22 protein-coding genes are annotated in these 25558 nt (G+C 66.8%); 10 read left to right on the top strand and 12 right to left on the bottom strand.

Annotated features, from left to right (window positions below; all coding sequences use genetic code 11):
• The 3 genes from G6N53_RS13945 to G6N53_RS13935 are packed head-to-tail and all read right to left on the bottom strand — an operon-like array spanning position 1 to position 2476.
• Positions 1-1047, bottom strand: coding sequence for a TIGR03857 family LLM class F420-dependent oxidoreductase (locus tag G6N53_RS13945; RefSeq protein ID WP_163889217.1), 1047 nt, complete (start codon positions 1045-1047; stop codon positions 1-3).
• Positions 1044-1418 (bottom strand): nuclear transport factor 2 family protein, encoded by a 375-nt coding sequence (locus G6N53_RS13940; protein ID WP_163889215.1) that lies wholly within the window; start codon positions 1416-1418, stop codon positions 1044-1046. Before G6N53_RS13940 ends, G6N53_RS13945 begins: the two co-directional genes overlap by 4 nt.
• Positions 1415-2476, bottom strand: a complete 1062-nt coding sequence (locus G6N53_RS13935) for a phosphotransferase (RefSeq protein ID WP_163889213.1) — start codon at positions 2474-2476, stop codon at positions 1415-1417. Before G6N53_RS13935 ends, G6N53_RS13940 begins: the two co-directional genes overlap by 4 nt.
• Positions 2477-2543: 67 nt before the next feature.
• Between G6N53_RS13935 and G6N53_RS13930 the strand changes: the two genes are divergently transcribed.
• Positions 2544-3164, top strand: coding sequence for a TetR/AcrR family transcriptional regulator (locus G6N53_RS13930; RefSeq protein WP_163889211.1), 621 nt, complete (start codon positions 2544-2546; stop codon positions 3162-3164).
• On the opposite strand, the gene G6N53_RS13925 is transcribed toward G6N53_RS13930, so the two are convergent.
• Entirely contained in the window at positions 3133-4257 is a 1125-nt protein-coding gene (locus G6N53_RS13925) for an alpha/beta hydrolase (protein ID WP_163889209.1), read from the bottom strand. The genes G6N53_RS13930 and G6N53_RS13925 overlap by 32 nt on opposite strands.
• Positions 4254-5867, bottom strand: coding sequence for a flavin-containing monooxygenase (locus G6N53_RS13920; protein ID WP_163889206.1), 1614 nt, complete (start codon positions 5865-5867; stop codon positions 4254-4256). Before G6N53_RS13920 ends, G6N53_RS13925 begins: the two co-directional genes overlap by 4 nt.
• Positions 5868-5985: 118 nt before the next feature.
• Between G6N53_RS13920 and G6N53_RS13915 the strand changes: the two genes are divergently transcribed.
• From G6N53_RS13915 to G6N53_RS13905, 3 genes are all read left to right on the top strand, one after another.
• Positions 5986-7002, top strand: a complete 1017-nt coding sequence (locus G6N53_RS13915) for an aromatic ring-hydroxylating oxygenase subunit alpha (RefSeq protein WP_163889204.1) — start codon at positions 5986-5988, stop codon at positions 7000-7002.
• Positions 6999-7619: a cysteine hydrolase family protein gene (locus G6N53_RS13910; protein ID WP_163889202.1), complete on the top strand. Its 621-nt coding sequence runs from the start codon at positions 6999-7001 to the stop codon at positions 7617-7619. The genes G6N53_RS13915 and G6N53_RS13910 overlap by 4 nt, the downstream gene beginning before the upstream one ends.
• 61 nt (positions 7620-7680) lie before the next feature.
• Positions 7681-9333 (top strand): medium-chain acyl-CoA ligase Mig, encoded by a 1653-nt coding sequence (locus tag G6N53_RS13905; RefSeq protein WP_163889200.1) that lies wholly within the window; start codon positions 7681-7683, stop codon positions 9331-9333.
• On the opposite strand, the gene G6N53_RS13900 is transcribed toward G6N53_RS13905, so the two are convergent.
• On the bottom strand, positions 9320-10768 hold the full coding sequence (locus G6N53_RS13900; protein ID WP_163889197.1) for a coniferyl aldehyde dehydrogenase: 1449 nt from the start codon (positions 10766-10768) through the stop codon (positions 9320-9322). The genes G6N53_RS13905 and G6N53_RS13900 overlap by 14 nt on opposite strands.
• A gap of 216 nt (positions 10769-10984) precedes the next feature.
• Here G6N53_RS13900 and G6N53_RS13895 point away from each other — a divergent pair, with 216 nt between their 5' ends.
• Both G6N53_RS13895 and G6N53_RS13890 read left to right on the top strand, forming a co-directional pair.
• Positions 10985-11758: a coniferyl-alcohol dehydrogenase gene (locus tag G6N53_RS13895; RefSeq protein WP_163889195.1), complete on the top strand. Its 774-nt coding sequence runs from the start codon at positions 10985-10987 to the stop codon at positions 11756-11758.
• A gap of 108 nt (positions 11759-11866) precedes the next feature.
• Positions 11867-13051: a cytochrome P450 gene (locus G6N53_RS13890; protein WP_163889193.1), complete on the top strand. Its 1185-nt coding sequence runs from the start codon at positions 11867-11869 to the stop codon at positions 13049-13051.
• Between the two features lie 54 nt (positions 13052-13105).
• Here the strand turns inward: G6N53_RS13890 and G6N53_RS13885 are convergent, their stop codons facing one another.
• Positions 13106-14632, bottom strand: coding sequence for an aldehyde dehydrogenase family protein (locus G6N53_RS13885; protein WP_163895866.1), 1527 nt, complete (start codon positions 14630-14632; stop codon positions 13106-13108).
• 141 nt (positions 14633-14773) lie between these two features.
• Here G6N53_RS13885 and G6N53_RS13880 point away from each other — a divergent pair, with 141 nt between their 5' ends.
• Positions 14774-15988 (top strand): CaiB/BaiF CoA transferase family protein, encoded by a 1215-nt coding sequence (locus G6N53_RS13880; protein WP_163895864.1) that lies wholly within the window; start codon positions 14774-14776, stop codon positions 15986-15988.
• Between the two features lie 75 nt (positions 15989-16063).
• Here G6N53_RS13880 and G6N53_RS13875 read toward each other — a convergent pair whose 3' ends face one another.
• Positions 16064-18247 carry a molybdopterin-containing oxidoreductase family protein gene (locus tag G6N53_RS13875; RefSeq protein WP_163889191.1) on the bottom strand — a complete coding sequence of 728 codons (2184 nt, stop codon included), beginning with the start codon at positions 18245-18247 and terminating at the stop codon, positions 16064-16066.
• A gap of 45 nt (positions 18248-18292) precedes the next feature.
• Here G6N53_RS13875 and G6N53_RS13870 point away from each other — a divergent pair, with 45 nt between their 5' ends.
• The 3 genes from G6N53_RS13870 to G6N53_RS13860 all read left to right on the top strand — a co-directional run bounded on the left by G6N53_RS13870 (position 18293) and on the right by G6N53_RS13860 (position 20821).
• On the top strand, positions 18293-18667 hold the full coding sequence (locus tag G6N53_RS13870; RefSeq protein ID WP_163889189.1) for an NYN domain-containing protein: 375 nt from the start codon (positions 18293-18295) through the stop codon (positions 18665-18667).
• 89 nt (positions 18668-18756) lie between these two features.
• Positions 18757-19584, top strand: a complete 828-nt coding sequence (locus G6N53_RS13865) for a thioesterase family protein (protein ID WP_163889187.1) — start codon at positions 18757-18759, stop codon at positions 19582-19584.
• 91 nt (positions 19585-19675) lie between these two features.
• The gene (locus tag G6N53_RS13860; protein WP_163889185.1) at positions 19676-20821 is read left to right on the top strand and encodes a thiolase family protein; all 1146 of its coding nucleotides are present in this window, start codon (positions 19676-19678) and stop codon (positions 20819-20821) included.
• Positions 20822-20879: 58 nt separating this feature from the next.
• Here G6N53_RS13860 and G6N53_RS13855 read toward each other — a convergent pair whose 3' ends face one another.
• From G6N53_RS13855 to G6N53_RS13840, 4 genes are read right to left on the bottom strand one after another with little or no spacing between them, the layout of a single operon-like run.
• Positions 20880-22067, bottom strand: a complete 1188-nt coding sequence (locus G6N53_RS13855; protein ID WP_163889183.1) for an acyl-CoA dehydrogenase family protein — start codon at positions 22065-22067, stop codon at positions 20880-20882.
• A gap of 3 nt (positions 22068-22070) precedes the next feature.
• Complete coding sequence (locus tag G6N53_RS13850) at positions 22071-23111, bottom strand: acyl-CoA dehydrogenase family protein (RefSeq protein WP_163889181.1); 1041 nt, start codon at positions 23109-23111, stop codon at positions 22071-22073.
• Complete coding sequence (locus tag G6N53_RS13845) at positions 23111-23950, bottom strand: amidohydrolase family protein (RefSeq protein ID WP_163889179.1); 840 nt, start codon at positions 23948-23950, stop codon at positions 23111-23113. The genes G6N53_RS13850 and G6N53_RS13845 overlap by 1 nt, the downstream gene beginning before the upstream one ends.
• Positions 23947-25557 (bottom strand): acyl-CoA synthetase, encoded by a 1611-nt coding sequence (locus tag G6N53_RS13840; RefSeq protein ID WP_163889177.1) that lies wholly within the window; start codon positions 25555-25557, stop codon positions 23947-23949. The genes G6N53_RS13845 and G6N53_RS13840 overlap by 4 nt, the downstream gene beginning before the upstream one ends.
• Position 25558 lies beyond the last annotated feature (1 nt).

Raw genomic sequence — 25558 nt, 5'->3', positions numbered from 1 at the left:
CTAGTGCACGGTGGCGCGGTACTGCGCGACGATCGGCTCGAGTTCGACGGGCGTGGCCCCGTGCATGATGACCGCGTCCGCGCCGTAGTCGAACTCCTTACGCACCCGGTCCACGCACTGCTGCGCTGATCCCGTCGCAGAAGGCTCGAGCCACTCCTCGGGAATCAGCGTGGCGATGTGCTCGATCTGCTCTGCGGTGGCCTTGTGGTCGATGCCGCCGGGAATCGACTGCACCACCTTGTCATCCCGGAAGCGTTGCAGGACAGCGGGATCCCAGCCATTGGTCTTGACCAGCAGGTCACCGTAACCCTGCAAATAGGTGGCCAGCCGCGCCACGGTCTTCTTCAGCCGTAGTTCCTCGGGCAGGTGGTCGCCCACGGTGGCGAAGCACGACCACACCCGCACGGCGGCGGGGTCACGGCCGGCCTGCTCCGCGGCGTTCTTGACGGTCTTGACGGCGCGCTGCAACGTCTCCGGGGTGAAGTAGGTGTGCAGGATGACGTCGTCGAACTCCCGGCCCCCCAGCGCCAGGGTCTGCGGGCCGAACGCGACGAGGGCCAACCGGATGTCCTCGTCGAAGTCCGGATCCAGGAACAGCACCGGGTACTTGCCGATCGGCCCATCGTGGTCGAAGACCAGCTCACCGTGCCAGAGCTTGCGCATGACCTGTGCGAAGTCCTCCATCTGCGCGGTCGTCACGGCGGGCACGCCGAACGCGTTGTACATCGCCGCGATCCCCCGACCCAGCCCGAGCGTGAAGCGGCCGCCGGACAGCCGGTGCATGGTGGTCGCCCACGATCCGGTGATCAGTGGATGGCGGGTGTTGTGATTGGTAGCCGCGGTGGCGATCTGCATGCGGCTGGTCACCGCCAGTGCGGCACCGGTGAGCGACGACGCCTCCTTGACGTTCCACCGTTCGGAGATGAACGCCGTGCCGAACCCCAGCTCCTCTCCGTGGCGGGCCTCGTCCATCAGCGTGGCCGGGCCTTCACCCCCGGCGCCCGCCAGAAGGTAATAGCCGAGCTCATCGAGCACAGGTTCGGTCACGCCCAGACTCCTTGCTTGTAGCCACAATTCCAGACCTCGGTGATCCTGCCGTTTACGACGCGGAAGATCTCCATGCTGCCGACGGCGGTCTCGGTGCCGTCTTTGAGCTTCATCGGCGACTGGTAGACGACCGCCACGTGCTCACCGTCGTCACCGGCGACCACGAGGTTGAGGTCAAAACGGATCGTCTCGAACATCTCCCAATGGTCGACGACCCGCCGCACGGCTTCGTCGTGGGTCAAGGTCGTCACCTCCCCCACATCATGACGGATCACCGAGTCCCCCAGCAGTTCGTCGGCGAGCGCGAAGTTGCGTTCGTTCCAGACGACCAGGTTGTACAACTCCACGACCTCACGCGCCGATCGGGTCACCCGAACACCTCCAGGGCGCCGATCTCGTCGATGGCGGCGATCGCCCGGTCGGTGAGCGCCAGGCACAGCTGACGAGATCGTTGCGGCAACGTGTCCCAACCGTTGAGGGTGATCACCGGAAGCACCATCAGGTAGACGGCGGCGAATCGGTAGTGCCGCCAGGCCTCGTCGAACGAGTAGTCGGTGACGCCGAACCCAGCGAGATGGTCGAGGTAGTGCCGCACCAGGGCTTGGTCGTGGCCCTCCCGCGTCCGGGTCGGTAGCCCCTGTGTGACCAGGTAGGCGATATCGGCCGCACCGGCACCGCATGCGGCGAACTGGAAGTCGACGACCTTCAGCCGGTCACCGTCGAAGAACAGGTTGTCGGCCCTGATGTCGCCGTGCAGCAACATGTCCCGTTCGGTGAGCACGGGCAGGGCCGCGGCGGCCCGTTCGGCGAAGGTCTCGGCGAACCGGGCGAGGCCGGCCGGCACTAAGCCGGTGCAGCGGTCACGGTAGATCTGCCAGCCCGGCGCGAATGCGGGCAGCAGCAGGCCACGAGCCAGCGGCGTGTCGAGGCTCGGAAAGTGCTGCAGCACGGACCGGTTGGCCGAGTCGCAGGACCAGCCGTGAAGCCCGGCCAGCGCTTCGATACACAACCGTGCCCGATCCATGTCCAGGCCAGCGAGATGGTCGGCGTTCTCCCAGTGCCGCAGGTCTTCGAGTAGCAGCACGAAGTCGGCTGAATCCTCGGCCATCTCGGCGGCGTACACCTTCGGGGTGGCCATCGGCGCCCGACCCGCGACGTGCCGATAGTAGGCCAGCTCGCGCCGGTAGCCACCGAGGAGTTCCATGGCTCCGCGCGCCTCCGACTGTGCGGGCAGCTTCGCGATCAGCGTGGCAGGCACCTCCACGCCGGCGGTCAGGTGCAACCGGTAGAGCAGTGACGAAAAGCCGGTGTCCTGGGCGATCCGCTCGACGCGGACGTCGGTGACGGTGGTGCCGAGTGCGTCGGTCAGCCAGCGCGGGGTCACCTCGTCGACACCGCCGGGAACCGACGCCGTGCCCGCACTCACCATCGAGTTCCTCCGCCACATATTTGACGCAATGCAACTAACTTAATTGTCGATCGTCTAATATGCAAGGGTGCCCACCCCAAGTCGCGGCCTGACACAGCCGGAACGGGTCGAGATCTCCAGCCGCAAGCTGGCGCGCGCCGCGGCCGAGCTGATCATCGAAAAGGGCTGGGAGGCAACGACGGCCGCGGAGATCGGGCGCCGGGCCGGATACAGCCGGGCCATGGTGCACGCCCGGTACGGCAGCAAAGACGCCGTGCTGGACGCGATCTTCATGCGTGAGTACATGGCGCAGCTGAGCCCCGATCTCGACCCCGAGGCCGACGGTCTGCGACATGCGCTCGCGCATCTGGACCGGATCGGCCGGCTCGCCTCCGAGGACCCCGAGTTGCTGCGGGCGATGTTCGTCGCCGCCTTCGAGGCGGTGAAGAGCACCTCACCGCTGCGTCCCCGCTCGCTGGGCCAGCTCGACGTCGGCATGCAGAAGGTCAAAGCGGGTCTCGAGAAGGGCATCGCCGATGGTTCGGTGCAGGCCGGGATCGACGTCGGGCGTGCCGTCAACGACATCAGCTCATCGGTGTACGGCATCGCCTACCTCTGGCTGGTGCTGGCCGATCGTTACGACCTCGAACTGGAGCTGAAAAACCTGCGGGAGCGGCTCATCCGGGACTACGGCCCGCATCCAGGCTGACGTCGCGGAGAAACCGTTCCGAGGCCTGCTTGACTCCGCCGGCGAACAGATGACCGACATGACTGCCCTGATGCCAGTGCAGCTCGCCGCCCCAGCGCCGGTGAAGCGCCAGCGCGGGTTCGCGATCGGCCATCCGATCGTGCCATGCCCCGACGATCAGCCGGCGCTCCGGCGGCGACGACGGGACCACCGCCTGGTAGTCGACGACCGACATCACGCGTTCCACGATGTCGGAGCGCAACAGATTGATGGTGTCCGTCACCGACGGCCCCCAGCGGCCCAGGTGCGCGGCGATCATCGCGTTCAAACCGAAGATCGGCGTGTACACCGCCACCGCGTCGACAGGCTCGAGGTGGGCCACCAGGCCCGCGACCGGGCTGCCCATCGACACACCGGACACCGCGACTGCACTCGCCTGCGGCCTGAGCCATCGCAGCACGGCGCGCACCTCTGAGACCGCGCGCATCATCCCGGCGACATTGGCCAGCGGATCCATGTTGGGATAGGCGGGCCAGCTGTCGCGACGGACCCCGCATCCTGGCTGCACCGGCAGCGCGATGTTGAACCCGAGTTCCTCCTGGATCCGGCGCGCGCGGGAGAACACCAGATCGAGCGGCTGGCCCTGGCCCGCTCCGTGCACCCACACCAGCCAAGGCCGCCGAGCCTCCCCCTGTCGGCACAGGTGCACCACGGCGGTCGCAGTACCGCCGAAGCCCTCTGCGGCTAGCGAGTCCGGCAGGAGCGGGTCGTGCTGGAACGTCAGCTGCTCGTAGCTCTGCCGACCGAAGCGCCGGCGTCGCACCGAGGCGGTCTGAAGCGGCTCGGGTGCGGAGTGTGCCCCCACCAGGCCCAGCCCGGTGAGCTCGGCGGCCGCGGCGGTACAGGAGTCCGCGGTGCGCTCCAGCTTCGGCGGAGGCGCGGTCAACGTCATGCCCGACAACGCCAGTTCGTCGAGCACGACCTCGCCGAACTGGCGGGCGCCGTTCGACGACAACGGGTTCCAGCCACCCGCACCCGCTACCGCCGCGTGCGCCCGCGGCAGCACCCCGGCGAAGTCGCGACCGATGCGCCAAGCGCGTTCTGTGGTTCTCACCCGAGCTCGAACCCGGTGTAGCCCGCGGCGGCGATCTCGTCGCAGCGTCGCCGGTATTCCGGGATCCCCGCGGTGTAGCCCATGTACATCCGTTTCTTGCCGGGGACGTTGCCGCCGTTGTACCAGGAGTTGCAGGTGGGGTGGACCAGCACGGTCGGAGCAACCAGCGCCGTGGTGTGTTCGATCCAGTCGTGCTGGGCATCCGGCAGCGCTTCGATGGTGCGGTGGCCGTGTGCGCGCAGGTGGGACAGGCAGTCGCCGATCCACTCCACGTGCTGTTCCAGTGCGGCAACAAAATTGGTCGCCGCCGAAGGGCTTCCCGGCGCCTGGATGATGAACAGGTTCGGGAACCCGGACACCGCGATGCCGAGGTAAGAGTACGGTCCCTCGGTCCCCCAGAATTCGGCCAACGACATGCCGTCGCGGCCCCGGATGTCGATGCGGGTCAGCGCACCGGTCATCGCGTCGAAACCGGTCGCGTAGATGATCACGTCGAGTTCGTGCAGTTGTTGCCCGGTCCGGATGCCCGCGGACGTCACCGCCTCGATCGGGTCGTTGCGCAGGTCGACCAGGGTCACGTTGTCCCGGTTGAACGTCTGGTAATAGCCCTGATCGATGATCGGACGCTTGCAGCCGAACGGGTGGGTCGGCTTCAGCGCCTTGGCGGTCGCGGGATCGTCGACGATGCGGGCCACTGCCTCACCGTAGAGTTCGGCGGCCCGCTGGTTGGCCTCGATGTCGAAGAAGATGTCGCCCCAACTGAGCGCACCCATGACGCCGTTCTCGTCGATCGCCCGCAGCTGCTCCTCACGGGTTGCCGCCTTCAGCGGCGGCCGGGCGAGCATGTCGAGCAGCACCGAGAACGCGCTGAGTCGGGCCGCTCCGACGGGGTGGGCACGCTGCGCTTGCCGGATCTGGCCGTAGTTGCTCTTCAGTTCGTCGAGCTCACCCGGCTCGAACGGACGGACCTGCCACGGCAGCGTGTACGCCGGTGAACGCTGGAACACGGTGAGGTGCCCGGCCTCCCGTGCCACCACGGGGATGAGTTGCACGCCGGTCGATCCGGTGCCGATGACGCCGACACGTCGGCCGGTGAGGTCGACGTCTTCGGCCGGCCAGCGGCTGGTGAACAGCGACGTGCCGGCGAAGCTGTCCATGCCGTCGATGGCGGGTTCCAGCGGCACCGAGAGGATGCCAGAGGCGGCGACGACGAACGGGGCGACGAACGATTCGCCGGCGGCGGTCTCGACGCCCCACACCGCCGCGTCCTCGTCATAGGTCATCGACACGACCTCGGTACCGAACACGATGTCGCGGCGCAGGTCCAGGCGATCGGCGACGAAGTTGAGGTAGGCCTCGATCTCGGGTTGGGCCGGCATCGTCTCGGTCCACACCCACTCCTGCTGGATCTCCTCGGAGAAGCTGTAGGAGTACTCGATGCTCTCGATGTCGCACCGCGCTCCCGGGTAGCGGTTGAACAGCCAAGTGCCGCCGACACTGTCGGCCTTCTCCAGGATCTGCGCCCGGAAGCCCAGTTCACGCAGACGATGCAGCGCATACAGTCCGGAGAAACCGGCACCGATGACGATCACGTCCGCGTGTCCTGTCACATTTCCTCGCCGCGATTCGGTGGTCCAGACTGTTTGGAGATACTACTGTAACTATTACAGTATTGTCGCCGGAGCCGTGCGGATTCCGGTGTATCTCTGCCACCTCGAGGGAGGCCCCGTGAAGGTTCCGTTCACCTGGAAGGTCACCGGGTGGTTCATGATCGGCTGGTCGGCGGAGTTCGAGGTCGGTGACGTGCGGGCACTGAAGTACTTCGGCGAGGAACTGGCCGCCTACCGCGACGCCTCGGGCGAACTGCATGTGCTCGAAGCCCACTGCAAACACCTCGGCGCCCACATCGGGCACGGTGGCACGGTCGTCGGCGACTGCGTCGAATGCCCGTTCCACGGCTGGCGCTGGGGACCGGATGGGACCAACCGTTACATTCCGTACCAACCGGACCGCCCCAACCGGGCACTGCGCCTTCGGTCCTACCCGGTCAAGGAGCAGTACGGCTGCATCTTCGTGTGGCACCAACCCGACGGTATGGGGCCCCAGTGGGAGCTACCGGACATCTTCTTGAAGTTCCCTCAGTTCGAGACCGACGCGAATACCTACTACCGCCCCTATCCCGAATTCTCCAGCCGCGCCGGTGCGATCCCGGTGCATCCGCAGATCGTCGCCGAAAATGGCCCCGACAGTTCCCATTTCCGATATGTGCACGGCGCCACCGTGACGCCGGTCTGCTTGCACTGGGAGCACGTCGGCGAGGAGTGGCGCTTCCTGACCGGCTGGCCCGATGCCCGTAGCGACGATCCCGGTGAGATGGCGCTGCGCATCCACAGCCACTTCTCCGGCCTCGGCTTCGCGATGAGCGCCTTCGAGGGTTCGTCGAATCATCGGTTGATCTTCGCGTGCACCCCCGTCGACGACGAAGTGTCGGACATGTTCTATTCCATCTGGTGGCCCAAGGAGCCCGGCGAGACGTCCGACATCCCGCCGGACCACGTGCGCGCCAAGGTCGAACGCCAGTTCCTCAAGACCGTCTGGGAGGACTGCGACATCTGGCGCTACCAGAAGTACGTCGAGAACCCGCCCTTGGCGAAGGTCGACGCGAAACCGTACATGGCCATGCGGAAGTGGGCGACGCAGTTCTACGACGTGCCCCCGACCGGACAACCGGTCGCCACGACATGACGCCCGACCTGGCCGAGTTGGTGGGGCCCGAGCACACTGCCGTCGTCACCCAGGAGTGCCAGGGGGCGATCGTCGGGCCGGATGCCGGACTGAGGATGCTGGCCGACGAAGCGCGCCGTGAGGCGCTGCCGAACATCGCCAAGCTGCTTCCCGCGGCCCGTGCGGCCGGAGTATCGGTCGTGCACTGTGTGGTGCAGCGCCGCCCCGACGGCTTGGGTTCGAACCACAACGCCAAGATCTTCGCGTTCGGCGCTGCAGGCGTGGACATCAGCCCCGGTAGCCCGGGCACCCAGCTGATTGACGAACTCGATTTCCGCCCAACTGATCTCGTGCTGGCGCGGTGCCACGGCCTCGGGCCGATGGGTGGTACGGACCTGGATTCCATCCTGCGCAACCTCGGGGTGTCCACCATCGTCGCAGTCGGGGTCTCGGTGAATGTCGCGATCATCAACCTGGTGATGGACGCGGTCAACGCGGCCTATCGCGTCGTGCTCCCGCGCGACGCGGTCGCCGGAATCCCAACCCACTACGCGGAGGCGATCATCGACAACACACTGTCCCTTCTGGCGACGGTCACCACCACCGACGAACTCATCACGGCTTGGGAGCGCACCTGATGGCCATACAACTTTGGACCAACTGTCTACCCGTCGTGTGCGGGCGTCTAGAGTGCCTCCCATGACCGAGTCGATCCAGTTCACCGTCCCGGCCGCCGCCGATGCCGTCGCTGCCGTCATCGGCGATCGCGAGTTCATCGTCCAAGGTGATCGCCGCTTCAGCTACGCACAGGTCGTGGATCGGTCCACCCGTTTGGCCGGCTATCTGCATTCCCGCGGGCTGGGTTGTCACACCGAGCGCTCCGAGCTACCGGGCCACGAGGCCGGCCAGGACCTGTTGGGCATTTACGCGCACAACGGTCCCGAGTATGTCGAGGGAATGCTGGGCGCGTGGCGTGCCCGTGTCGCGCCGTTCAATGTGAACTACCGCTACGTCAAGAGTGAACTGCAGTACCTGCTGTCGGACTCCGGTGCGACCGCACTGCTGTACCACGCCGCATTCGCACCGCGGCTGGCCGAGGTGCTGGCCGAGCTACCGGCGCTCGAGGTGCTGATCCAGATCGCCGACGACTCGGGCAACGAGCTGTTGCCGGGCGCTGTGGATTACGAATCGATCATCGCCGGCGCGACCGCCGAGCCGCCACCGGTGCAACCCTCACCCGACGACCTCTACGTGCTCTACACCGGTGGGACCACGGGCATGCCCAAGGGCGTGCTGTGGCGTCAGCACGACATCTTCATGACCTCGTTCGGCGGCCGCAGTCTCTACACCGGCGAGCTGGCCACCAGCTACCAGGACATCGCCAACCGTTGCGCCGAGGCGCCCGGCACCAAGCTGATGGTGTTACCGCCGCTGATGCACGGCGCCGCCCAGTGGGCCGTGCTGACGGCGATGAACACAGGTCAGACCGTGGTGTTCTCGCCGGTCACCAGCCACCTCGACGTCGACGACGTGGTGCGCACCATCGAGCGGGAGAAGGTCATGGCGGTGACGGTGGTCGGCGACGCGATGGCCCGTCCGTTGGCCGACGCGTTCGAGCGCACCGAGGCGGATCTGTCGTCGCTGGCGGTGGTGGCCAACGGCGGCGCCCAGCTGACCCCGACGGCCAAGCAGCGCCTGATCGACAGCAAGGCCAACCTGATGGTCGTCGACGGCGTCGGCTCCTCGGAGACCGGCGCCCAGATGACCCACATGTCGGCGTCGGGCGCGGTGTCGACCGGCAAGTTCACGGCGGGACCGGACACCTTCGTCGCCTCCGAGGATCTCACGTCGATCCTGGAACCCGGCCACGAAGGCATGGGTTGGCTGGCCCAACGCGGTTACGTTCCACTCGGTTACAAGGGTGACGCGGTCAAGACCGCGGCGACATTCCCCGTCATCGGCGGGGTCAGGTACTCCGTCCCCGGCGACCGTGCCCGCCATCTGGCGGACGGGTCGGTGGAGTTGCTCGGCCGCGACTCGGTGACGATCAACTCCGGTGGCGAGAAGATCTTCGCCGAGGAGGTGGAGTCCGCGATCGCGTCGCACCCTGCTGTCGCCGACGTGGTGGTTGCCGGACGACCGAGTGAGCGGTGGGGTCAGGAGGTGGTGGCCGTCGTCGCGCTGGCCGACGGTGCCACCGCCGATGCGCAGCAGATCATCGACCATGCCGCCGAGGTGATCGCGCGCTACAAGCTGCCCAAGGCAGTGGTGTTCCGGCCCGCGATCGAACGCAGTCCGGCAGGCAAGGCCGACTACCGGTGGGCCCGCGAACAGGCCGTCAGCGACTCCTGAGTCTGCGGCGGGTGCGGTTGCGCGCCATCGTCAGGGCCAACGACGTGGTGGCACGCATCGGCCGGGAGAACGGCGGCGCGGCACGCCCGGTGATGGTGAACGGCAGGTCGGTGCCGACCACGGTGCGGTGATGGCTGAAGGTGTCGAACCCCGCTTTGCCGTGGTAGGCACCCATGCCGCTGCGACCCACGCCCCCGAACGGCGCCGCCGACGGAATCATCTGTGCGGCAAAGTCGTTACGGGCGACACCACCGCTTCGGGTGCGTTGCACGAAGCTTCTGAAGTCGTGGTCGTCCGGTCCGAACCAGTACGCCACCAACGGTGCCGGGCGGGCGTTGACGTAGTCGACGACGTCGGCGAGACGGTCATAGGTGCGCACGGTCAGGACCGGGCCGAACGTCTCCTCGGTGGCGATGAGCATGCTGTCGTCGACGCCGCGCACGATGGTCGGGGCGATCTTGCGGGTGTGACGGTCGGGCAGGTGCTCGCCGGGCGGTGCCACCGCCTCCACCTGGGCACCCTTGGTCCGGGCATCGTCGATGAGCCCGACGACGCGGTCGAAGTTCGCGTCGTTGACCGACGAGCAGTAGTCGGTGTTGGTCACGATCGACGGGAACATCGAGCGCAGGGTGCTACGGACGACGCCGACGAACTCGTCGGTACGACCGGCCGGCACGAAGACGTAGTCGGGACACACGCAGACCTGGCCGCCGTTGATCATGCGCCCCTGGGTGATCCGGGTGGCCGCCCGGGTGATGTCGGCACCGGGTGACACCACGACCGGATTCTTGCCACCGAGTTCGAGGGTCACCGGCACCAGGTTGGCCGCCGCGGCCCGTTGGACCAGCCCGCCCACCGCCGGCGAGCCGGTGAAGAACAAGTGGTCGAAAGGTAAAGCCGCAAAGGCCGCCGAGACCGTGGTGTCGCCGGTGACGACATGCAGCTCGGCAGGGTCGAAGTAGTCGCAGGCACGCGTCTCCATCAACTCGGCGGTGCGCGGCGTGATCTCCGACATCTTGATCATCACGCGGTTGCCTGCCGCGAACGCCGCCGAGGCGGGCAGCACCACCAGATTGATCGGGAAGTTCCAGGGACCGATGATGCCCACCACCCCCAACGGCGAGGGCTCGACTTCGGCCTTCATGCCGAACACCCGCGCCGCACGCATCAACTTCGTCGCCCGCATCCACTGCGGCACATGAGCTCTGGTGTGCTCGATGACCGAGATCATGCCCAGTATCTCGGTGAACAGCGACCCCGCCCGGGGCCGGGTGCCGAAGTCGGCGGCCATCGCGTCGACGAAGTCGTCGGCGTTGTCGAGCACCAACGCCAGCAGTCGGTCGATCCGGTTGCGCCGTAGGGCCGCGTCGGGAGGTCCGTCGGCCAGGAACGCCTGGCGCTGTCGGTGGAGGACCTCGTCAAGCGACATGACCATACGCAGTTCCTCCGTCAGACGCTCATCCGGTAAGGACAACAGTAACACTGTCTGCACATTGTCCGGTCGCCGGAAATCGATTACTGTCACCCTTACTGTCGGTCATTCAGTGTCATTCAGTGTCGTTCAGTGTCGTTCAGTGTCGTTCAGTGTCGTTCAGTGTCGTTCAGTGTCGTTCCGGGCAGCGCGGGCCCGTGTCCCGAGAGGTCGGTGGGTATGCGCAAGGTCGTCGTCGTCGGTGCCGGATCCGGGATCGGCGCGGCGGTGGCCGCACACTTCCACGAGCACGGCGACCACGTCATGGCGGTCGACCTGAAGCCCACTGAAACACCTGCTTCCGAGTACGCGCAGTGCGATCTGCGCGACGCCCGCAGCATCCACGATCTCACCGAAGGACTCGGCAGCGGATGGGACCTTCTCGCGCACGTCGCCGGGGTGCCGGGCACCGCGCCCGCCCATGACGTGCTGACGGTCAACTACCTCGGCATGCGACTGATGACCGAGAGCATGCTGCCGCGCCTGCGTCGCGGCGGCGCGGTGGTGGCGGTCGCCTCGACCGCCGGCATCGGCTGGGAGCAACGACTTGACGCACTGTCGGAACTCCTGGAAGCCACCGATGCGGAGTCGGTCCAGAGGTGGCAGGACCGCCAGGACCCCGACTATCCCGTCTACACCTCCTCCAAACAGGCAGTCATCCTCTACGCCAAGCGCCTGTCCGGCCCGGCGCTGGCCAGGTACGGCGTACGGATCAACACCGTCAGCCCTGGGCCGGTCGAGACCCCGATCCTCCCCGACTTCGAACGCTCGATGGGCAAGGACGTACTGGACTTCCTGCGGTCGACCTACGGCAGGCACGGCACTGTCGACGACATCGTGCCTGCCATCGCCTTCCTGGGCTCCGATGCCGCGCAATGGATCAACGGACAAGACGTGCAGATCGACTCGGGGTTCGTCAGCTCCATGACCGCGGGCGAGCCGATCACCCTGTGACGGGTCAGGGTGTACACGCAATACTGTAAGCGTTACAGTATCTGCCTGGGCAAGCTGTAGAACCCCGACTGGAGGCCAGACGTGGAAACCCCGGCACAGGCTGTCGCGATGGACGAGCCCATCGACCTACGCGACCCCTACCCCATGTTCGCGCGCCGGCGCTCCGACGGTGGCGTCTTCCGCGGCTCGGTCATGGACTGGTCGAAAACGCCGGAGTCGCTCAAGCCCGAGAACCTCTACGCCGCGGTCTCGTTCGATGCCGTCAATCGGGTGTTCCGCGACGGCAAGGTGTTCAACTCGAAGATCTACGACTCCACCATCGGCCTGTTCATCGGCCCGACGATCCTGGCGATGGAGGGCAAGCCGCACTGGGAGCATCGCAACCTGGTGTCGGCGGCGTTCAAGTCGCGATCGCTGGCGCGCTGGGAACCCGAGATCGTCCGGCCTGTTGTCAACGGACTCATCGACGAGTTCGTCGAGTCCGGCGAAGCCGATCTGGTGCGCGACTTCACCTTCGAGTTCCCCACCCGCGTCATCTCCAGGTTGCTGGGCCTGCCCGAAGAGGACCTGCCTTGGTTCCGCAAGCGTGCGGTCGAATTGATCAGCTACACGGTCAAGTACAAGCGGGCGTTCGAAGCCTCCACGGCGTTGAAGGACTACTTCCTCGGGCAGATCGACAAACGCCGTTCCGCGCCGACCGAAGACATCATCGGCGACCTGGTGTCGGCCGATATCGACGGCGAGAAACTCAGCGACGAGGCCATCTTCTCTTTCCTGCGGCTGCTACTGCCCGCCGGGCTGGAGACCACCTACCGCTCGTCGGGAAACCTGTTGTACCTGTTGCTCACTCACCGCGATCAGTTCGAGGCGGTGGTGGCCGACCGTGACCTCATCGGCTCGGCGATCGAGGAGGGTCTGCGCTACGAGACCCCGTTGACCACGGTGCAACGCTTCGCCACCGAGGACACCGAGGTCGAGGGCGTGGCGATTCCGGCGGGTTCGGTGATCGACGTCTGCATCGGTTCGGCCAACCGCGACGCGCAGCGCTGGGAACGCTGCGAGGAGTTCGACATCTTCCGTAAACGGCTGCCGCACCTCTCTTTCGCCGCGGGCGAGCACACGTGTATGGGTCTGCACCTGGCGCGGATGGAAACCCGGGTCGCCGTCGAGTGCCTGTTGGACCGGCTGTCGGACATCGAACTGGTCCTCGACGGCGACCCGCACATCCATGGTCAGCCGTTCCGGTCACCGACGGCGTTGCCGGTGACCTTCACCCCATCCGCCGCGAAATAGAATTCCTGGCTGTGGTTTGCGGGCCGACCACAGCCATGGCTTCACGCTGGCGGGTCAGCTCTGCCGACGCACCCGGCGGGCGATGGTCTTGGTCTCGAGATACTGCGCGAAGCCCTCGATGCCGCACTGCCGGCCGACACCGCTGCTCTTGTAGCCCCCGAACGGTGCGTCGGCGCCGTAGAACATCCCGCCGTTGACGCCGAACGAGCCGGTGCGGACACGCCGCGCGATCGCCATCCCGCGTTCGGCCGACCGCGACATCACCGCGCCTGCCAGTCCGAACATGCTGTCGTTGGCGATGCGCACAGCGTCGTCGTCGTCATCGAACGGCAACAGGACGAGGACCGGCCCGAAGATCTCCTGCTGAGCGATGGCGGCACCGTTGTCGACGCCGACGATGACCGTCGGGGCGACGAAGTGCCCGCCGGCCAGATGGGCGGGTAGGCCGCCCGCGGGTCCTCCACCGACGGTGATCTGGGCGCCGTCGCGCCGCGCGCCCTCGATCGCGGACAGCACGCGGTCCTGTTGCGCGGCACTGATCACCGGCCCGACGAGCGTCCCGGGGTCGGCCGGATCACCTACAGGGACAGACTGATACGCCGCGGTGATGTCGGCGACCGCCTGGTCGTACAGCGACCGGTGGATCAGCATTCGGCTGGTAGCCGCGCAGGCCTGGCCGGCGTGCACGCACACGCCCACCGCGGTCGGGACGATCACCGCGGGGTTGGCATCGTCGAGCACGATCGCGGCGGACTTGCCGCCGAGCTCCAGGAACATCCGCTTCATCGTGTCGGCGCCCTGGCGCATCAGCAGCCTGCCGACCGCGGTCGAACCGGTGAAAGACACCAGGTCGACGCGGGGATCGGTGCCCAGCATGCCGGCGACATCGTTGGACGGTGTGGTGACGACGTTGAGCACCCCGGGTGGGATGTCGGTGTGCTCGGCGACGAGCCTGCCGAGCCGGGTGGCGTTCCACGGGGTGTTGGGGTCGGGCTTGAGGACGACGGTGTTACCGGCCGCGAGCGCAGGTCCGAGCTTGTTGAGGATGACCTCGATCGGGAAGTTCGACGGGGTCACCGCGGCGACGACGCCCGCCGCCTCCTTGACCACGGTGCGCACGTTGCGGTCGCCGAACAGGCCGCCGCCGTCGAGGGTCCGTTCCCATTCGAACTCGTCGATCAGCTGCGTGGGATAGCGCAGCGCCTCGGCCAGCGGCCAGTCCAGCTGCGCCGTCTGAGTCGTCATCACCGGGCAACCCACCTCGGCGACGAGTTCGTCCCGTAGGTGCTCCTTCTCGGCCTCCAGTGCGCCCTGTAGCTGTTCGAGGCACCGCCGGCGCAGTGATCTGTTGGTCGACCAATCGCCGGTGTCGAACGCCTTGCGTGCCGCGCCGATCGCCCGGTCCATGTCGGGTGCGCCGGCCGCGGCTGTGGAGCCCAGCAGGTCCCCGGTGGCCGGGCTGACGTTGTCGAACTCAGCACCGGAGGCGGCCGCGACGAGGTCGCCCGCGATGAGCATCCTGCGCTCGGCCCGCCGCCCCGCACGCACGCCCACCTCGACGCTGGTCTCAGCACGTTCCATGACGCCGTCGCTCACCTGCACCTCCGGGCGGCTTTCTCGGATGTTCAACGGTAAAGATTACAGTATCTCGACTCCGCTAGACTCGCTTCCTGAAAGCCGTGCGACAGCGACGTCAGGATGGGGATCGACTTGATCAAGGTCATGGAGGGCGTTCGTGTCCTCGAGGTAGCTCAGTTCACCTTCGTCCCGGCTGCCGGCGCGATCCTCGCCGACTGGGGCGCCGATGTGATCAAGGTCGAGCATCCGGTGCGGGGCGACACCCAACGCGGGTTCATCAACATGGGCGGCTTCCAGATGGACCCCAACCGCCATCCGCTGATCGAGCACCCCAACCGCGGCAAGCGAAGCGTCGGCATCGACATCTCCACGCCCGACGGTCAGGAGGTGCTCTACGAGATCGCCCGGACCGCCGACGTCTTCCTCACCAACTACATGCCGCAGGCCCGGCAGAAGAACAAGTTCGATGTCGAGCACATCCGTGCGGTGAATCCCGACATCATCTATGCACGCGGAAGCGCCTACGGCGACAAGGGTCCCGAGCGCACGGTCGGCGGGTTCGACGGCACCGCGTTCTGGACCCGCAGCGGAGTGGGCCACGCACTGACTCCCGAGGAGATCGGAGGCGCTCTGTCGCAGGGCATCCCGGCGTTCGGGGACTCGATCGGCGGGATGAACATCGCCGGCGGAATCGCGGCGGCACTGTTCCACCGCGAACGTACCGGCGAGACCGCGGAGATCGACGTGTCGCTGTTGAGCACCGCGTGGTGGGCAGCGGGCGCAAGCGTGACACAGGGCATGGAGTCCGGCGAGACCATGCGCTCGCTGATGCCCGACTCGGTGGGCCCGACGGTCAATCCGTTCCTGGGCAACTACCTGACCTCCGACGGCGGCACCATCAACCTGTGCATCGTCAGCCCCACCGGGTACATCCGCGATGCGTTCACCCATCTCGGCCTAGCCGAACTGGCCGACGACCCGCGTTTCTCCGACGTCCTGCCCCTCATCGAGAATGCCGGGGCCGCAGCGGAGATGATCGCCGACTCGATCCGCAGCAAGCCGTTCGACTACTGGCGCGAGCACCTCAAGACCATGAAGGGCCAGTGGGCGCCGTTCCAGAGCCTGGTCGACCTCGGCACCGACGAGCAGGCCATCGCCAACGACATGATCGTCGAGGTGGAGGCCGGCGACGGCGGCAAGCCGTTCAAGGTGGTACGGGGGCCGGTTCAGTTCAATCACGAGCCGTTGGAGACCACCCGCGCGCCGCAGGCTTCCGAGCACACCGAGATCGTGCTGATGGAACTCGGCCTGGACTGGGACCGCATCGAAGCGCTCAAGGACAGCGGCGCCATCGCCTGACGCCCCGCTGCCGGAACGGTATTCCAGCAGCCAAAATGCGAGTGAGCCTCTGCTGGAATACCGTTCCGGCGGGAGTCACAAGGTGTCGATGCGTACCGGCACGCCGGTCAGCCACGCCATTCCCGACAGGGACTCGACGTCGGCCGGGTCGCTGGAGGTCAGCTGGTTGACATTCGCGCCTCCGGCCCGGTTGGCCAGGCGCCAGCCGCCGGTTCCCTTGTGGCCCCAACCGTGGGGCACCGCGATGACCCCCGGCACGATGTCCTTCGTCACGGCGACCGGAACCGTGATCTGTCCGAACGGCGAGCTGACCCGGACCTCGTCGCCGTCGCCGATGTTCATTTCCGCGGCGTCGTCGACGTGCATCAGCCCGTGATGGGTGCGCTCTCCGCGCATCAGCAACGGCGAGTTGTGCATCCAGGAGTTCTCCGATCGCGGTTCCCGCATACCGATCATCCGCAGCGGGTAGCCGTCGGGATGGTGGTTGCGCGACAACATCGCGACCTGTTCGGCGATCTCGTCGTGTACCAGGCGGATTCGGCCGCGTGGGTAGCTGATGCTCTTCTTCAGCACGCCGGTGCTCAGGTTCGGGGCGATCACGCTCCCGTGTGGGTGACGATCGGTCAGGCGAGCGAAGGTCAGGCCGCCGCGGCGCAGCCCGAACAGGTTCCCGCCGGCGGTCGATCTGATGATGCCGTCGGCCAGCAGTCGGGGTGAGGCCTGCAACCCCACCCGTGTGAGCAGCCTGCCCGTGGCCGACAGCACCTTGAACGCGGTCACCCGGCCCGACAGCCGCCGCATCAACTCGCCGACGATCACCCACTCGGGACGGGCCTGCCCGATCGGCGCCACCACGGCTTCGGTCGCCTGGCGAAACGGCGTGGCCTGAAACGCCTGAAACGTCAACGGGAAGTCGTCCCGTTCGTACATGGTCGTCACGGGCAGGATGTAGTCGCACTGTGACGTCGTCTCCGTCAGGTAGAAGTCCAGTGCCACAGACAGTTCCAGCGACCCCAGTGCCGATTCCAATTCGTTGCCGTTGGGGACCGACAGAACCGGATTGCCTGCGCTGATGAACAGCGCTCGCATCTGGCGCTCACCCGGGGTGCAGACCTCCTTGGCCATCAACGCCGCCGGCTCCGAACCGATCAGCGACGGGAACCCGCCGATGCGAGAACGCCTGCGCCGGTAGGTGCGCCGCAGTACCGCACCCAACGCCATGTTCACCCAGCGTTGCCCGGGCAGATCCAGGCTTCCGAACACCGATCCGCCTGCGACGTCGAGGTTGCCGGCGACGAGGTTCACCACGTCGATCAGATACGACGTCAGGGTCCCGTACCTGCCCGCACAGGTTCCCAACCGTCCGTAGATCGCCGCGCGCGGCGTCGTGGCGAGGTCGCGCGCCAGACCCCGAACCGCGCCGGGATCGATGCCGGTGTGGGGTTGTGTCGCCTCGGGCGTGAACGGTTCCGCGAGACAGCGGAGCCAGTCGAGTCCTTCGGCGTAGGACATCAGCCTGGACGTGTCGACCAGTTCCTCGGCGAACATCACCTGCAGCAGCGACAGCAGCAGATGGGAATCGGTGTCCGGGACGATCCCGCACCATTCGAACTGCGACGCGGTCTCGGATCTGCGCGGATCGACCACCACGACCCGACCGTTGCGCTTGAGGATGTCGTGCATCAGGTCCTTGATCCGCGGGGCGGTCAGGAAACTGCCGTGGGAGACCACGGGGTTGGCGCCCATCACGACAAGCAGGTCGGTGCGGTGCAGGTCCGGGATCGGCACCGATGTCGGCGTGCCGTAGAGCAGCTGGCTGGCCATCAGGCGGCTGTTGGTGTCCTGTGACGACGCCGTGAAGAAATGCGAGCGCCTGCCGAGGCCCTTCACGAAGGCCAACGCGGCGAGCACATGTGAATAGCTGAACGCCCCCGGATTCCCGAAGTACCAGCCGACCGCACCCGACCCGCGCTCCCGCAGGATCGACGAGAGCCGCGAGGCGATATCGGCCATCGCCTCGTCCCAGCTGACCTCCTCGAACCCGTCGGCTGTGCGGCGCAGCGGCACCGTGACCCGATCGGGGTCGTTGACCACCTCGGTGAAGGCGATCCCCTTCTGGCAGGCGAATCCCGCAGACAACGGATGACGCTTGTCGGGCCGCAACGCGACGAGCCGACCGTCCTCGACGGTGGCGATCATGCCGCACAGCGGCTCACAGATCCGGCAGAACGTGACCTTGTGTTCGATCTTGTCGGCCATGATGGGTCCCCTTACCAGCTTCGCTACCGGGATAGTCTGATCGGGATGCGTTGGATTGTCGACGGTATGAACGTGATCGGATGCCGCCCCGACGGTTGGTGGCGCGACCGGCACCGCGCGATGGCCACCCTGGTGGACCGCCTGGAGGGCTGGGCAGTGCGCGACGGGCTCGACGTGACCGTGGTATTCGAGCGGCCGCCGTCTCCGCCGATCCAGTCGACGGCCATCACCGTGGCCCACGCGTCAGCCGCTGCACCGAACTCCGCCGACGACGAGATCGTCAGGCTGGTCGCCTCCGATCCGCATCCCGAACTGCTCAGGGTCGCGACCTCGGACCGGGAGCTGGCGGGCCGGGTGCGAGCGGCGAATGCGACCGTGTGCCCCGCCGAACGCCTCCGGGATCTCATCGACCCCCGGTGACGTCCTGTAAGGCCTCCGGTTGCACTTTCGATAAGTCCGACCATATCCTGCGGCAGGCGACCGCCGTGCGCGAAAGACAGGACCGGGACGTGACCGACGCCTATTACGAGCTGATCGACTCTGCCGATCCCCGCGGGGAGCGGTTCGCGGCCTCCGAACATGTGGTCAGCACGTGGGGCTCGACGATGCAGAACGCCGCCCCGGTGTCGGCGCTCCTGGTCAGGGCACTGGAACGCTGCTCCCCGCGAGACGATTCGCGCATCAGCAGAGTGGTGGTCGACCTCCTCGGGCCGGTCCCGGTCACCGACCGGCTGTGGGTGAACGCCCGCGTCGAGCGTCCGGGGACGCGGATCGAGCTGGTCGCCGCAGAGATGACCGCGCCCGGACCCGACGGCACACCGCGACCGGTCGCGAAGGCGACTGCCTGGCGGTTCCAGCACACGGATACCGACGAGCTGCACTTCACGCCCGCCGAGCCACTTCCTCCGGTGGCCGAGGGGCGACGCCGCATCGCCGAGGCGGGCTCGGATCAGACCTACATCCAGAGCCTGGACTGGCGCTGGCTCAACGACATCCTCAACAGTGTGCAGGCCCAGTGCTGGGCCAGGCCGTTGGTCGACCTGGTCGCCGGTGAGTCGATGACGCCGACTCAACAGCTGTTCGCGGTGGCCGATATCGCCAACGGTATGGGAACCCGGCTCGACCCGACGGAGTGGACGTTCCTCAACACCGACCTCGCGGTGCACATCCATCGCCTTCCGGAAGGACAGTGGGTCGGGGTACGCTCCGAGAATCATTACGGCACAGACGGAGTCGGCATCTCCCGCGGCACCCTCTTCGACGAGGTCGGCGCGGTGGCCGCGATCCAGCAGGCTCAGCTCGTACGACGGCGCCCGGCACCGGACGTTCCCGGCTGAGTCGCTTTACCGTAAGATTTACCGTTGGCTGGTCAGCACGACCCGGAAACGCACAACGGACCCGCCGGTCTGACCGAGAGGAAATCCTGACATGCATGACGTCGCGATCATCGGTGTGGGAATGCACCCGTTCGGCAGGTTCGAAGGCAAGTCGGCGATGCAGATGGGCGTCGAGGCCATCACCGCCGCCGTCGCCGACGCCGGAATCACCTGGAACGACATTCAATTCGGCGTAGGCGGCAGTTGGACGGTAGCCAACCCCGACGCGATCGTCGGGATGATCGGCCTGTCGGGCATTCCGTTCACCAACGTGTTCAACGCGTGTGCCACGGCCGCCAGTGCCACCAAGGCGTGTGCCGACGGTATCCGGTTGGGTGACTACGACATCGGTATCGCGGTGGGACTGGACAAGCATCCTCGCGGCGCTTTCACCGAGGACCCGGCACTGGTCGGCATGCCGAGTTGGTACGCCGAGAACGGTCAGTATCTGACGACGCAGTTCTTCGGCATGAAGGCCAACCGCTACTGCCACGAGCACGGCATAAGCCACCGGACCCTGGCCAAGGTCGTCAACAAGAACCTCCGCAACGGAGCGTTGAATCCCAACGCCTTCCGCCGCAAGCCGATGGCCGAGGATGCGATCCTCGACTCTCCGATGCTCAATTACCCACTGACTCAGTACATGTTCTGCTCACCGGACGAGGGAGCGGCGGCGGTGGTGATGTGTCGCGCCGACATAGCCCACCGGTACACCAGCAAGCCGGTGTACGTCCGAGCGGTCGAGGTGCGCACCCGCAAGTACGGCGCCTACGAGGTCAACACGACCTTCGCGCCGGTCGAGGAGGACGTAGCACCCACGGTGTACGCCGCCCGCGCGGCCTTCCAGAAGGCAGGCATCGCACCCTCGGAGGTCGACGTGATCCAGCTGCAGGACACCGATGCCGGCGCCGAGGTCATCCACATGGCCGAGGCCGGCTTCTGCGCCGACGGCGATCAGGAGAAGCTGATTGCCGACGGTGCCACCGAGATCGGCGGCACCATGCCGGTCAACACCGACGGCGGCCTGCTGGCCAACGGCGAGCCGATCGGCGCGTCCGGATTGCGGCAGCTCCACGAGATCGTCCGGCAGCTGCGCGGGCAGGCCGGCGACCGCCAGATCCCCGGCGAGCCGAAGGTGGGTTTCGCCCAGCTCTACGGCGCGCCGGGCACCGCAGGCGCAACCCTCCTGACCACCTGAATTGGCGATTTCGGCGTGATTTTCGACGGTGAGCGGCGATAGTCACGCCCAGATCGCTTCACCTCACCGGCGAGTAGTTGGGCTTACCCAGCCCGAGTGCGTACTGCGCGATCATGTTCCGGAACACCTCGAGGGTGCCGCCGTAGATTCCGACCAGCGGTGCGAACCGGTAGACGTACTCGGCCGCGCCGTCGTCGGCTGCTCCGTCGCTGCCGAGCGGCAGCGCTGACGCGGCCCCGAGGATGTCCATCAGGTCCGGCGAGATGTCCCGCATCGTCTGTGCGAGGGCCACCCGCCCGAAGATGCTCGGTGCCGACAGCGCCGCCTCCATCCTCGCCACACTGCGACCCAAACGGTAGGCCACCGCGCCGTCGTCGATCAGCCTGCGGCCGTTCGGATCCGGGAGGGCGGCCTTCGCGGCGGCCTTGTCCGCCGCAGCCGCCATGAAACCGGCCTGGTGCATCATGATCGACACGTCCTGCAGACCGTCGTCGGCAGCGTTCACCGCACCGTGCTCGACGTTGAGCGGTTCGCGCACCACTGCCCAACCGCCGTTGACCTCACCGAGGCGATAGCGGTCATCCACCCGGACATCGCTGTAGTAGACGATGTTGGTGCGATCGCCGTCGACAGTGCGGATGCCCTGGATCTCGATGCCGGGCGCATCGAGGGGAACCAGGAACATGGTCAGGCTCTTGTGTTTCGGCGCAGCCGGGTCGGTGTTGGTGATGAGGAAGACGTACTGACAGTTGTGGGCGCCGGTGGTGAACATCTTCGACCCGTTGATGATCCAGCTCGACCCGTCGGCCTCCCGGACCGCTCGGGTCTTGCAGGTGGCCACATCCGAGCCGCCCTCGGGTTCGGTGTAGCCGAGGCACATCCGCACGTGACCGCTGTACACGCCGGGCATGACTTCGTCTTTGAGCTCCTGGGTTCCGAACTTTTCGACCGACCGCGCGATCATCGCGGTGGTGCCCGCGGTCACCCACGGTACGTGGGCGCGGCGCTTCTCCAGCTCCCAGATGCGACGTTGCACTCGGCTGAACGCCCGCTCGGAGTCGGCCTTCCATTCCCGCTCCCAGTACCCGGCCGCACCGATGGCCAGATGCACGCCCTCGTCGAAGTTGTCCCCGGTTTCGCGGTCGCGGGCCAGGACGTCCTCGGTGACGATCCCATGCAGAAATGCCCGGGTCTCGTCGAGAAACTCCCGGTCGTCCTCGTCGAGTTGCACTCGTGAGAAATCCATTGCTCAGCCCTGTCCTTCACGCTCGGCGACGAGCTCGGCAACGTGCTTGGCGGTTGCGCCGGGGTCGCCTCCGGCGATCGCCCATCCCCTGGCCCGGACCAGGTAGGCGGTTGCGGCCGCCTCCGCCGCCACACCGAGCCCGCCCTGCACGTGCACGGCCATCGTCGCAGCTCTGGCCGCCTCCTCAGCCATGAACACGAACACCGACGGCGCCAGCTCAGGCCTCTCGGCGGGCTCGTTGTCGAGGAACCACGCCGCCCGGCGGGCGAGGTTGCGACCTGCCTGCACGGTGATCGCGATGTTGGCCAGCGGGTGGGAGATGCCCTGCAGGGTCGAGATCGGGACGCCGAGCGTGTACCGCGTCTTGGCGAACTCCGCAGCGATGGTCATCGTCTCCTCGACGAGGCCGACCAGCGCGGCCCCGGTCAGCAACCGCCATTCATCGAGGGCCCGTTGGTATTCGGCGAGTGCCCGGGGGCCGCCGGCCAAGACGGTACGGCTGTCCGCCGCAGCCGGATCCACCCACGCCATCGGCAGTTTGCCGATGTTGTCCACCCGAGCGGGCCGGGAGGCGAAGGTCAACTGCACGACCTCGTCGCCGGTACGGACCACGATGCGGTCGGCGATCGAACCGGTGGGGATCAGCCTGACTCCGGAGCCGCTCTCCAGTTGCGGGTCCAGGCCCACCAGTTGCGTGCCGTTGACCACGTCGGGATCGACGACCCCGAGGCGGGCGAGCAGACGGGTGGCGCAGACATGGTCGATCCACGGCACCGGGGCGAGCGAGCGGCCGATCTCCTCGGCGACCAGAGTGAGGTCGACCAGCGTCGCCCCGTCACCGCCGACGCTCTCCGGCAGCGCCATCGTCGTCGCGCCCATGGCGCACAGCCGTTCCCAGAGGCTCTCGTCGAAGCCGGACTCCTCGGCGGCACGGACGGTTTCGATCGTGCAGTGGGTTGAGAACACGTTCTTGTAGGCGGCCTGAAGGGCTTGATGGTCCTCGGACAGCGAGTAGTCGAGCCTACGTAGTTCGTATCGGTCCATCAGGACTCCTGTCCGAAGAAGAAACTGTTCGCATTGTCGAAGAGGTAGTTGTCGAGCACGTCGGCGGGCAGATCCAGCGCCAGCGCCTCCGGGACGACGCGGCTCTGCCGCAGTACCGGCCAATCCGAGGCGAAGATGACCTTGGTCTTGCCGCGGGTACGCATGTAGTGCAACAGGCTTTCCGGAAGTCGCTTCGGTGACCATGCCGAGGTCATGATGCGCAGGTTGGCGTACTTGAGCAGCAACCGGATCGCCACGTCCCACCAGGGATCGGCACCGTGGATCATGCACAGCTTCAACTCCGGGAACCGGACACACACCCGGTCGAGGTGAATCGGGTTCTGCACCTCACCGGGGATCGGCGGTCCGGGCAGCCCGGTGTTGATGCACAGCGGCAGCTCGAGTTCGGCACATTTGGCATAGAGCGGGTAGTACACCGCGTCGCTGGGCGGGTACATGCCGTCGCCCCAGAAGCTCGGTCCGACAGCGGTATACGCGATGGGAAGGTCACGGCTGACGGCGGCCAGTTCGCGCAGCGCCGGTACGGGGCGCAGCAGGTTGACACCGCCCATCGCCAGCGCGAAGCGGTCCGGCCGCTCCTCGACGAACTTGCGCGCAGTGACCGACGGTTTGACCAGGTTGTCCATCAGGATCGCCTTGGCGACGCCGTGCTCGTCCATCTCATCGAGCAGCGCGGGCAACTCCACCTGGTCGTAGAGCGACTGTGGCCCTTTGAAGTAGTCGTCGCGCACCTTGAGCATGAACTCAGGCTGCCTGGCGGTTTCCCCGAAGTGGACGTTGACGAGGCAATCGATGACCCGGTTCGCGCGGGGCGTCATGCGCGGCTCGCTTCGCTCTTCGCCCATCGGTAGTCGGCCTTCCCGTTGCCGAGCCGGCGGATCTTCTCGACGACGATGAACTCCTTCGGCGCCTTGAACCGTGCCAGCTCCCCGGTGCACGCGGCGTGCAGTGTCTCGGGGGCGACGCTCTGTCCGGCGTCCATCTGGACGAGCGCGACCACCTCCTGGCCCCACCTGTCGCTGTCGCGTCCGACCACCAGCGCGTCGGCCACCCCGGGGTGGGCACGCAGCACGGCTTCGACCTCCTCGACGAACACCTTCTCGCCGCCCGTATTGACCACCAGCGAGTCCCTCCCGTAGAGCCGCAGCGTTCCATCGGATTCCAGACTGGCGCGGTCGCCGGAGACCACGACCCGCCGGCCGCCGACGACGGGGAACGTCGTGTCGGTGGCTCGAGGATCGTCGAAGTAGCCCAACGGAATCCGGCCGGTGCGCACCACCCAACCGACCTCCGTTTCGCCGGGCGTCAGGAACCTCGTCATGTCCTCGGACAGCACGGTCCCGCCGTCACGCAGGTCGAAGGTGTCACGATGGGACCCCCGCTGGTTGTGGCCAAAACCCATGTTCCCGGTCTCTGAGGAGCCGTAGCCGTTGATGATGGTCAGCTGTGGCAGCTTCTCCAACAGTGCGCTCACATGCTTGGGATTGGTTGCCGCGCCGCCGGTCCCGATGGCGTAGATCGACGACAGCTCGTAGCTGGCGCGCTCGAGTTCCTCGATCAGCGGTGCCGCGTAAGCGTCACCCACCATCGTCATCAGGCCGACCTTCTCCTGCTCAGCCGTACGCCACACCAGCTGCGGATCGAACTTGGCCCGATCGTCGTAGAGCACCACCGGTAGCCCAGCAAGGGCGCCGGAGAACACCGTCCACAACCCCGCGGCATGCATCAGAGGTGATACCGCGAACCACGGCGGACCCTCGTTGCCGGTCACCTTGTCGTGGATCTCGGTCACCGACGCGTGGTCGGCTCCCACCATCGACGACACGTAGGTGTCGCTCTGGCGCCACAACACCCCCTTCGGCCGGCCGGTGGTTCCGCCAGTGCAGTACATGATGAGGTCGTCCGGCGAAGTGGTGATCCGGATGTCCGGATCCCCCTGTGCCACTGCATCTTCCATCGTCACCGAACCGGGAAGCAGTGGCGCGTCGCTGCCATCGTCGACGGCGATGAGCAGTTCACAGCCCGGCGGCGGGAGCACATCGGCGAACTTCGCGCCCAGCGCCCGGTGGTAGATCACGGCGCGCGGCTTGACGTAGGCCAGCAGGTCGGCGACTTCGCGCGGCGTGTAGTGGTGGTTGACGTTGACCGGGACGGTACGCGCCTTCAACGCTCCGATCACCGCCTCGGGGTAACAATCGTTGTACATGATCAGGGCGATGCGGTCCTGCCCGCATTCCCAGTTGGCGAGTTCATTCCGCTCGCGATGGGCCCCGAATCCTCTGTCGGCCAGAAAGTTCGCGAGCCGGCGGGTGCGCCGGGCCATGTCCGCGTAGGTGGTCCGGCGATCGCCGCACAATGTCATCGTCCGCTCCGGGATGACGTCGGCGATGGCATCGACGACGTCGCCGATTGTCCACTCCCCCATG

This window comes from Mycolicibacterium hippocampi, from assembly GCF_010723735.1.
Lineage (GTDB): Bacteria > Actinomycetota > Actinomycetes > Mycobacteriales > Mycobacteriaceae > Mycobacterium > Mycobacterium hippocampi.
This window is presented reverse-complemented; position numbering and strand designations above follow the sequence as displayed.

Bases quoted from the DNA above. Each gene is read 5' to 3' on its own strand.
- G6N53_RS13935 (WP_163889213.1), bottom strand. From the start codon at position 2,476: ATGGTGAGTGCGGGCACGGCGTCGGTTCCCGGCGGTGTCGACGAGGTG.
- G6N53_RS13875 (WP_163889191.1), bottom strand. From the start codon at position 18,247: ATGGCCGACAAGATCGAACACAAGGTCACGTTCTGCCGGATCTGTGAG.
- G6N53_RS13855 (WP_163889183.1), bottom strand. From the start codon at position 22,067: ATGGATTTCTCACGAGTGCAACTCGACGAGGACGACCGGGAGTTTCTC.
- G6N53_RS13850 (WP_163889181.1), bottom strand. From the start codon at position 23,111: ATGGACCGATACGAACTACGTAGGCTCGACTACTCGCTGTCCGAGGAC.
- G6N53_RS13895 (WP_163889195.1), top strand. From the start codon at position 10,985: ATGCGCAAGGTCGTCGTCGTCGGTGCCGGATCCGGGATCGGCGCGGCG.
- G6N53_RS13840 (WP_163889177.1), bottom strand. From the start codon at position 25,557: ATGGGGGAGTGGACAATCGGCGACGTCGTCGATGCCATCGCCGACGTC.
- G6N53_RS13910 (WP_163889202.1), top strand. From the start codon at position 6,999: ATGACGCCCGACCTGGCCGAGTTGGTGGGGCCCGAGCACACTGCCGTC.
- G6N53_RS13860 (WP_163889185.1), top strand. From the start codon at position 19,676: ATGCATGACGTCGCGATCATCGGTGTGGGAATGCACCCGTTCGGCAGG.
- G6N53_RS13885 (WP_163895866.1), bottom strand. From the start codon at position 14,632: ATGGAACGTGCTGAGACCAGCGTCGAGGTGGGCGTGCGTGCGGGGCGG.
- G6N53_RS13870 (WP_163889189.1), top strand. From the start codon at position 18,293: ATGCGTTGGATTGTCGACGGTATGAACGTGATCGGATGCCGCCCCGAC.
- G6N53_RS13890 (WP_163889193.1), top strand. From the start codon at position 11,867: ATGGACGAGCCCATCGACCTACGCGACCCCTACCCCATGTTCGCGCGC.
- G6N53_RS13905 (WP_163889200.1), top strand. From the start codon at position 7,681: ATGACCGAGTCGATCCAGTTCACCGTCCCGGCCGCCGCCGATGCCGTC.
- G6N53_RS13900 (WP_163889197.1), bottom strand. From the start codon at position 10,768: ATGGTCATGTCGCTTGACGAGGTCCTCCACCGACAGCGCCAGGCGTTC.
- G6N53_RS13845 (WP_163889179.1), bottom strand. From the start codon at position 23,950: ATGACGCCCCGCGCGAACCGGGTCATCGATTGCCTCGTCAACGTCCAC.
- G6N53_RS13880 (WP_163895864.1), top strand. From the start codon at position 14,774: ATGGAGGGCGTTCGTGTCCTCGAGGTAGCTCAGTTCACCTTCGTCCCG.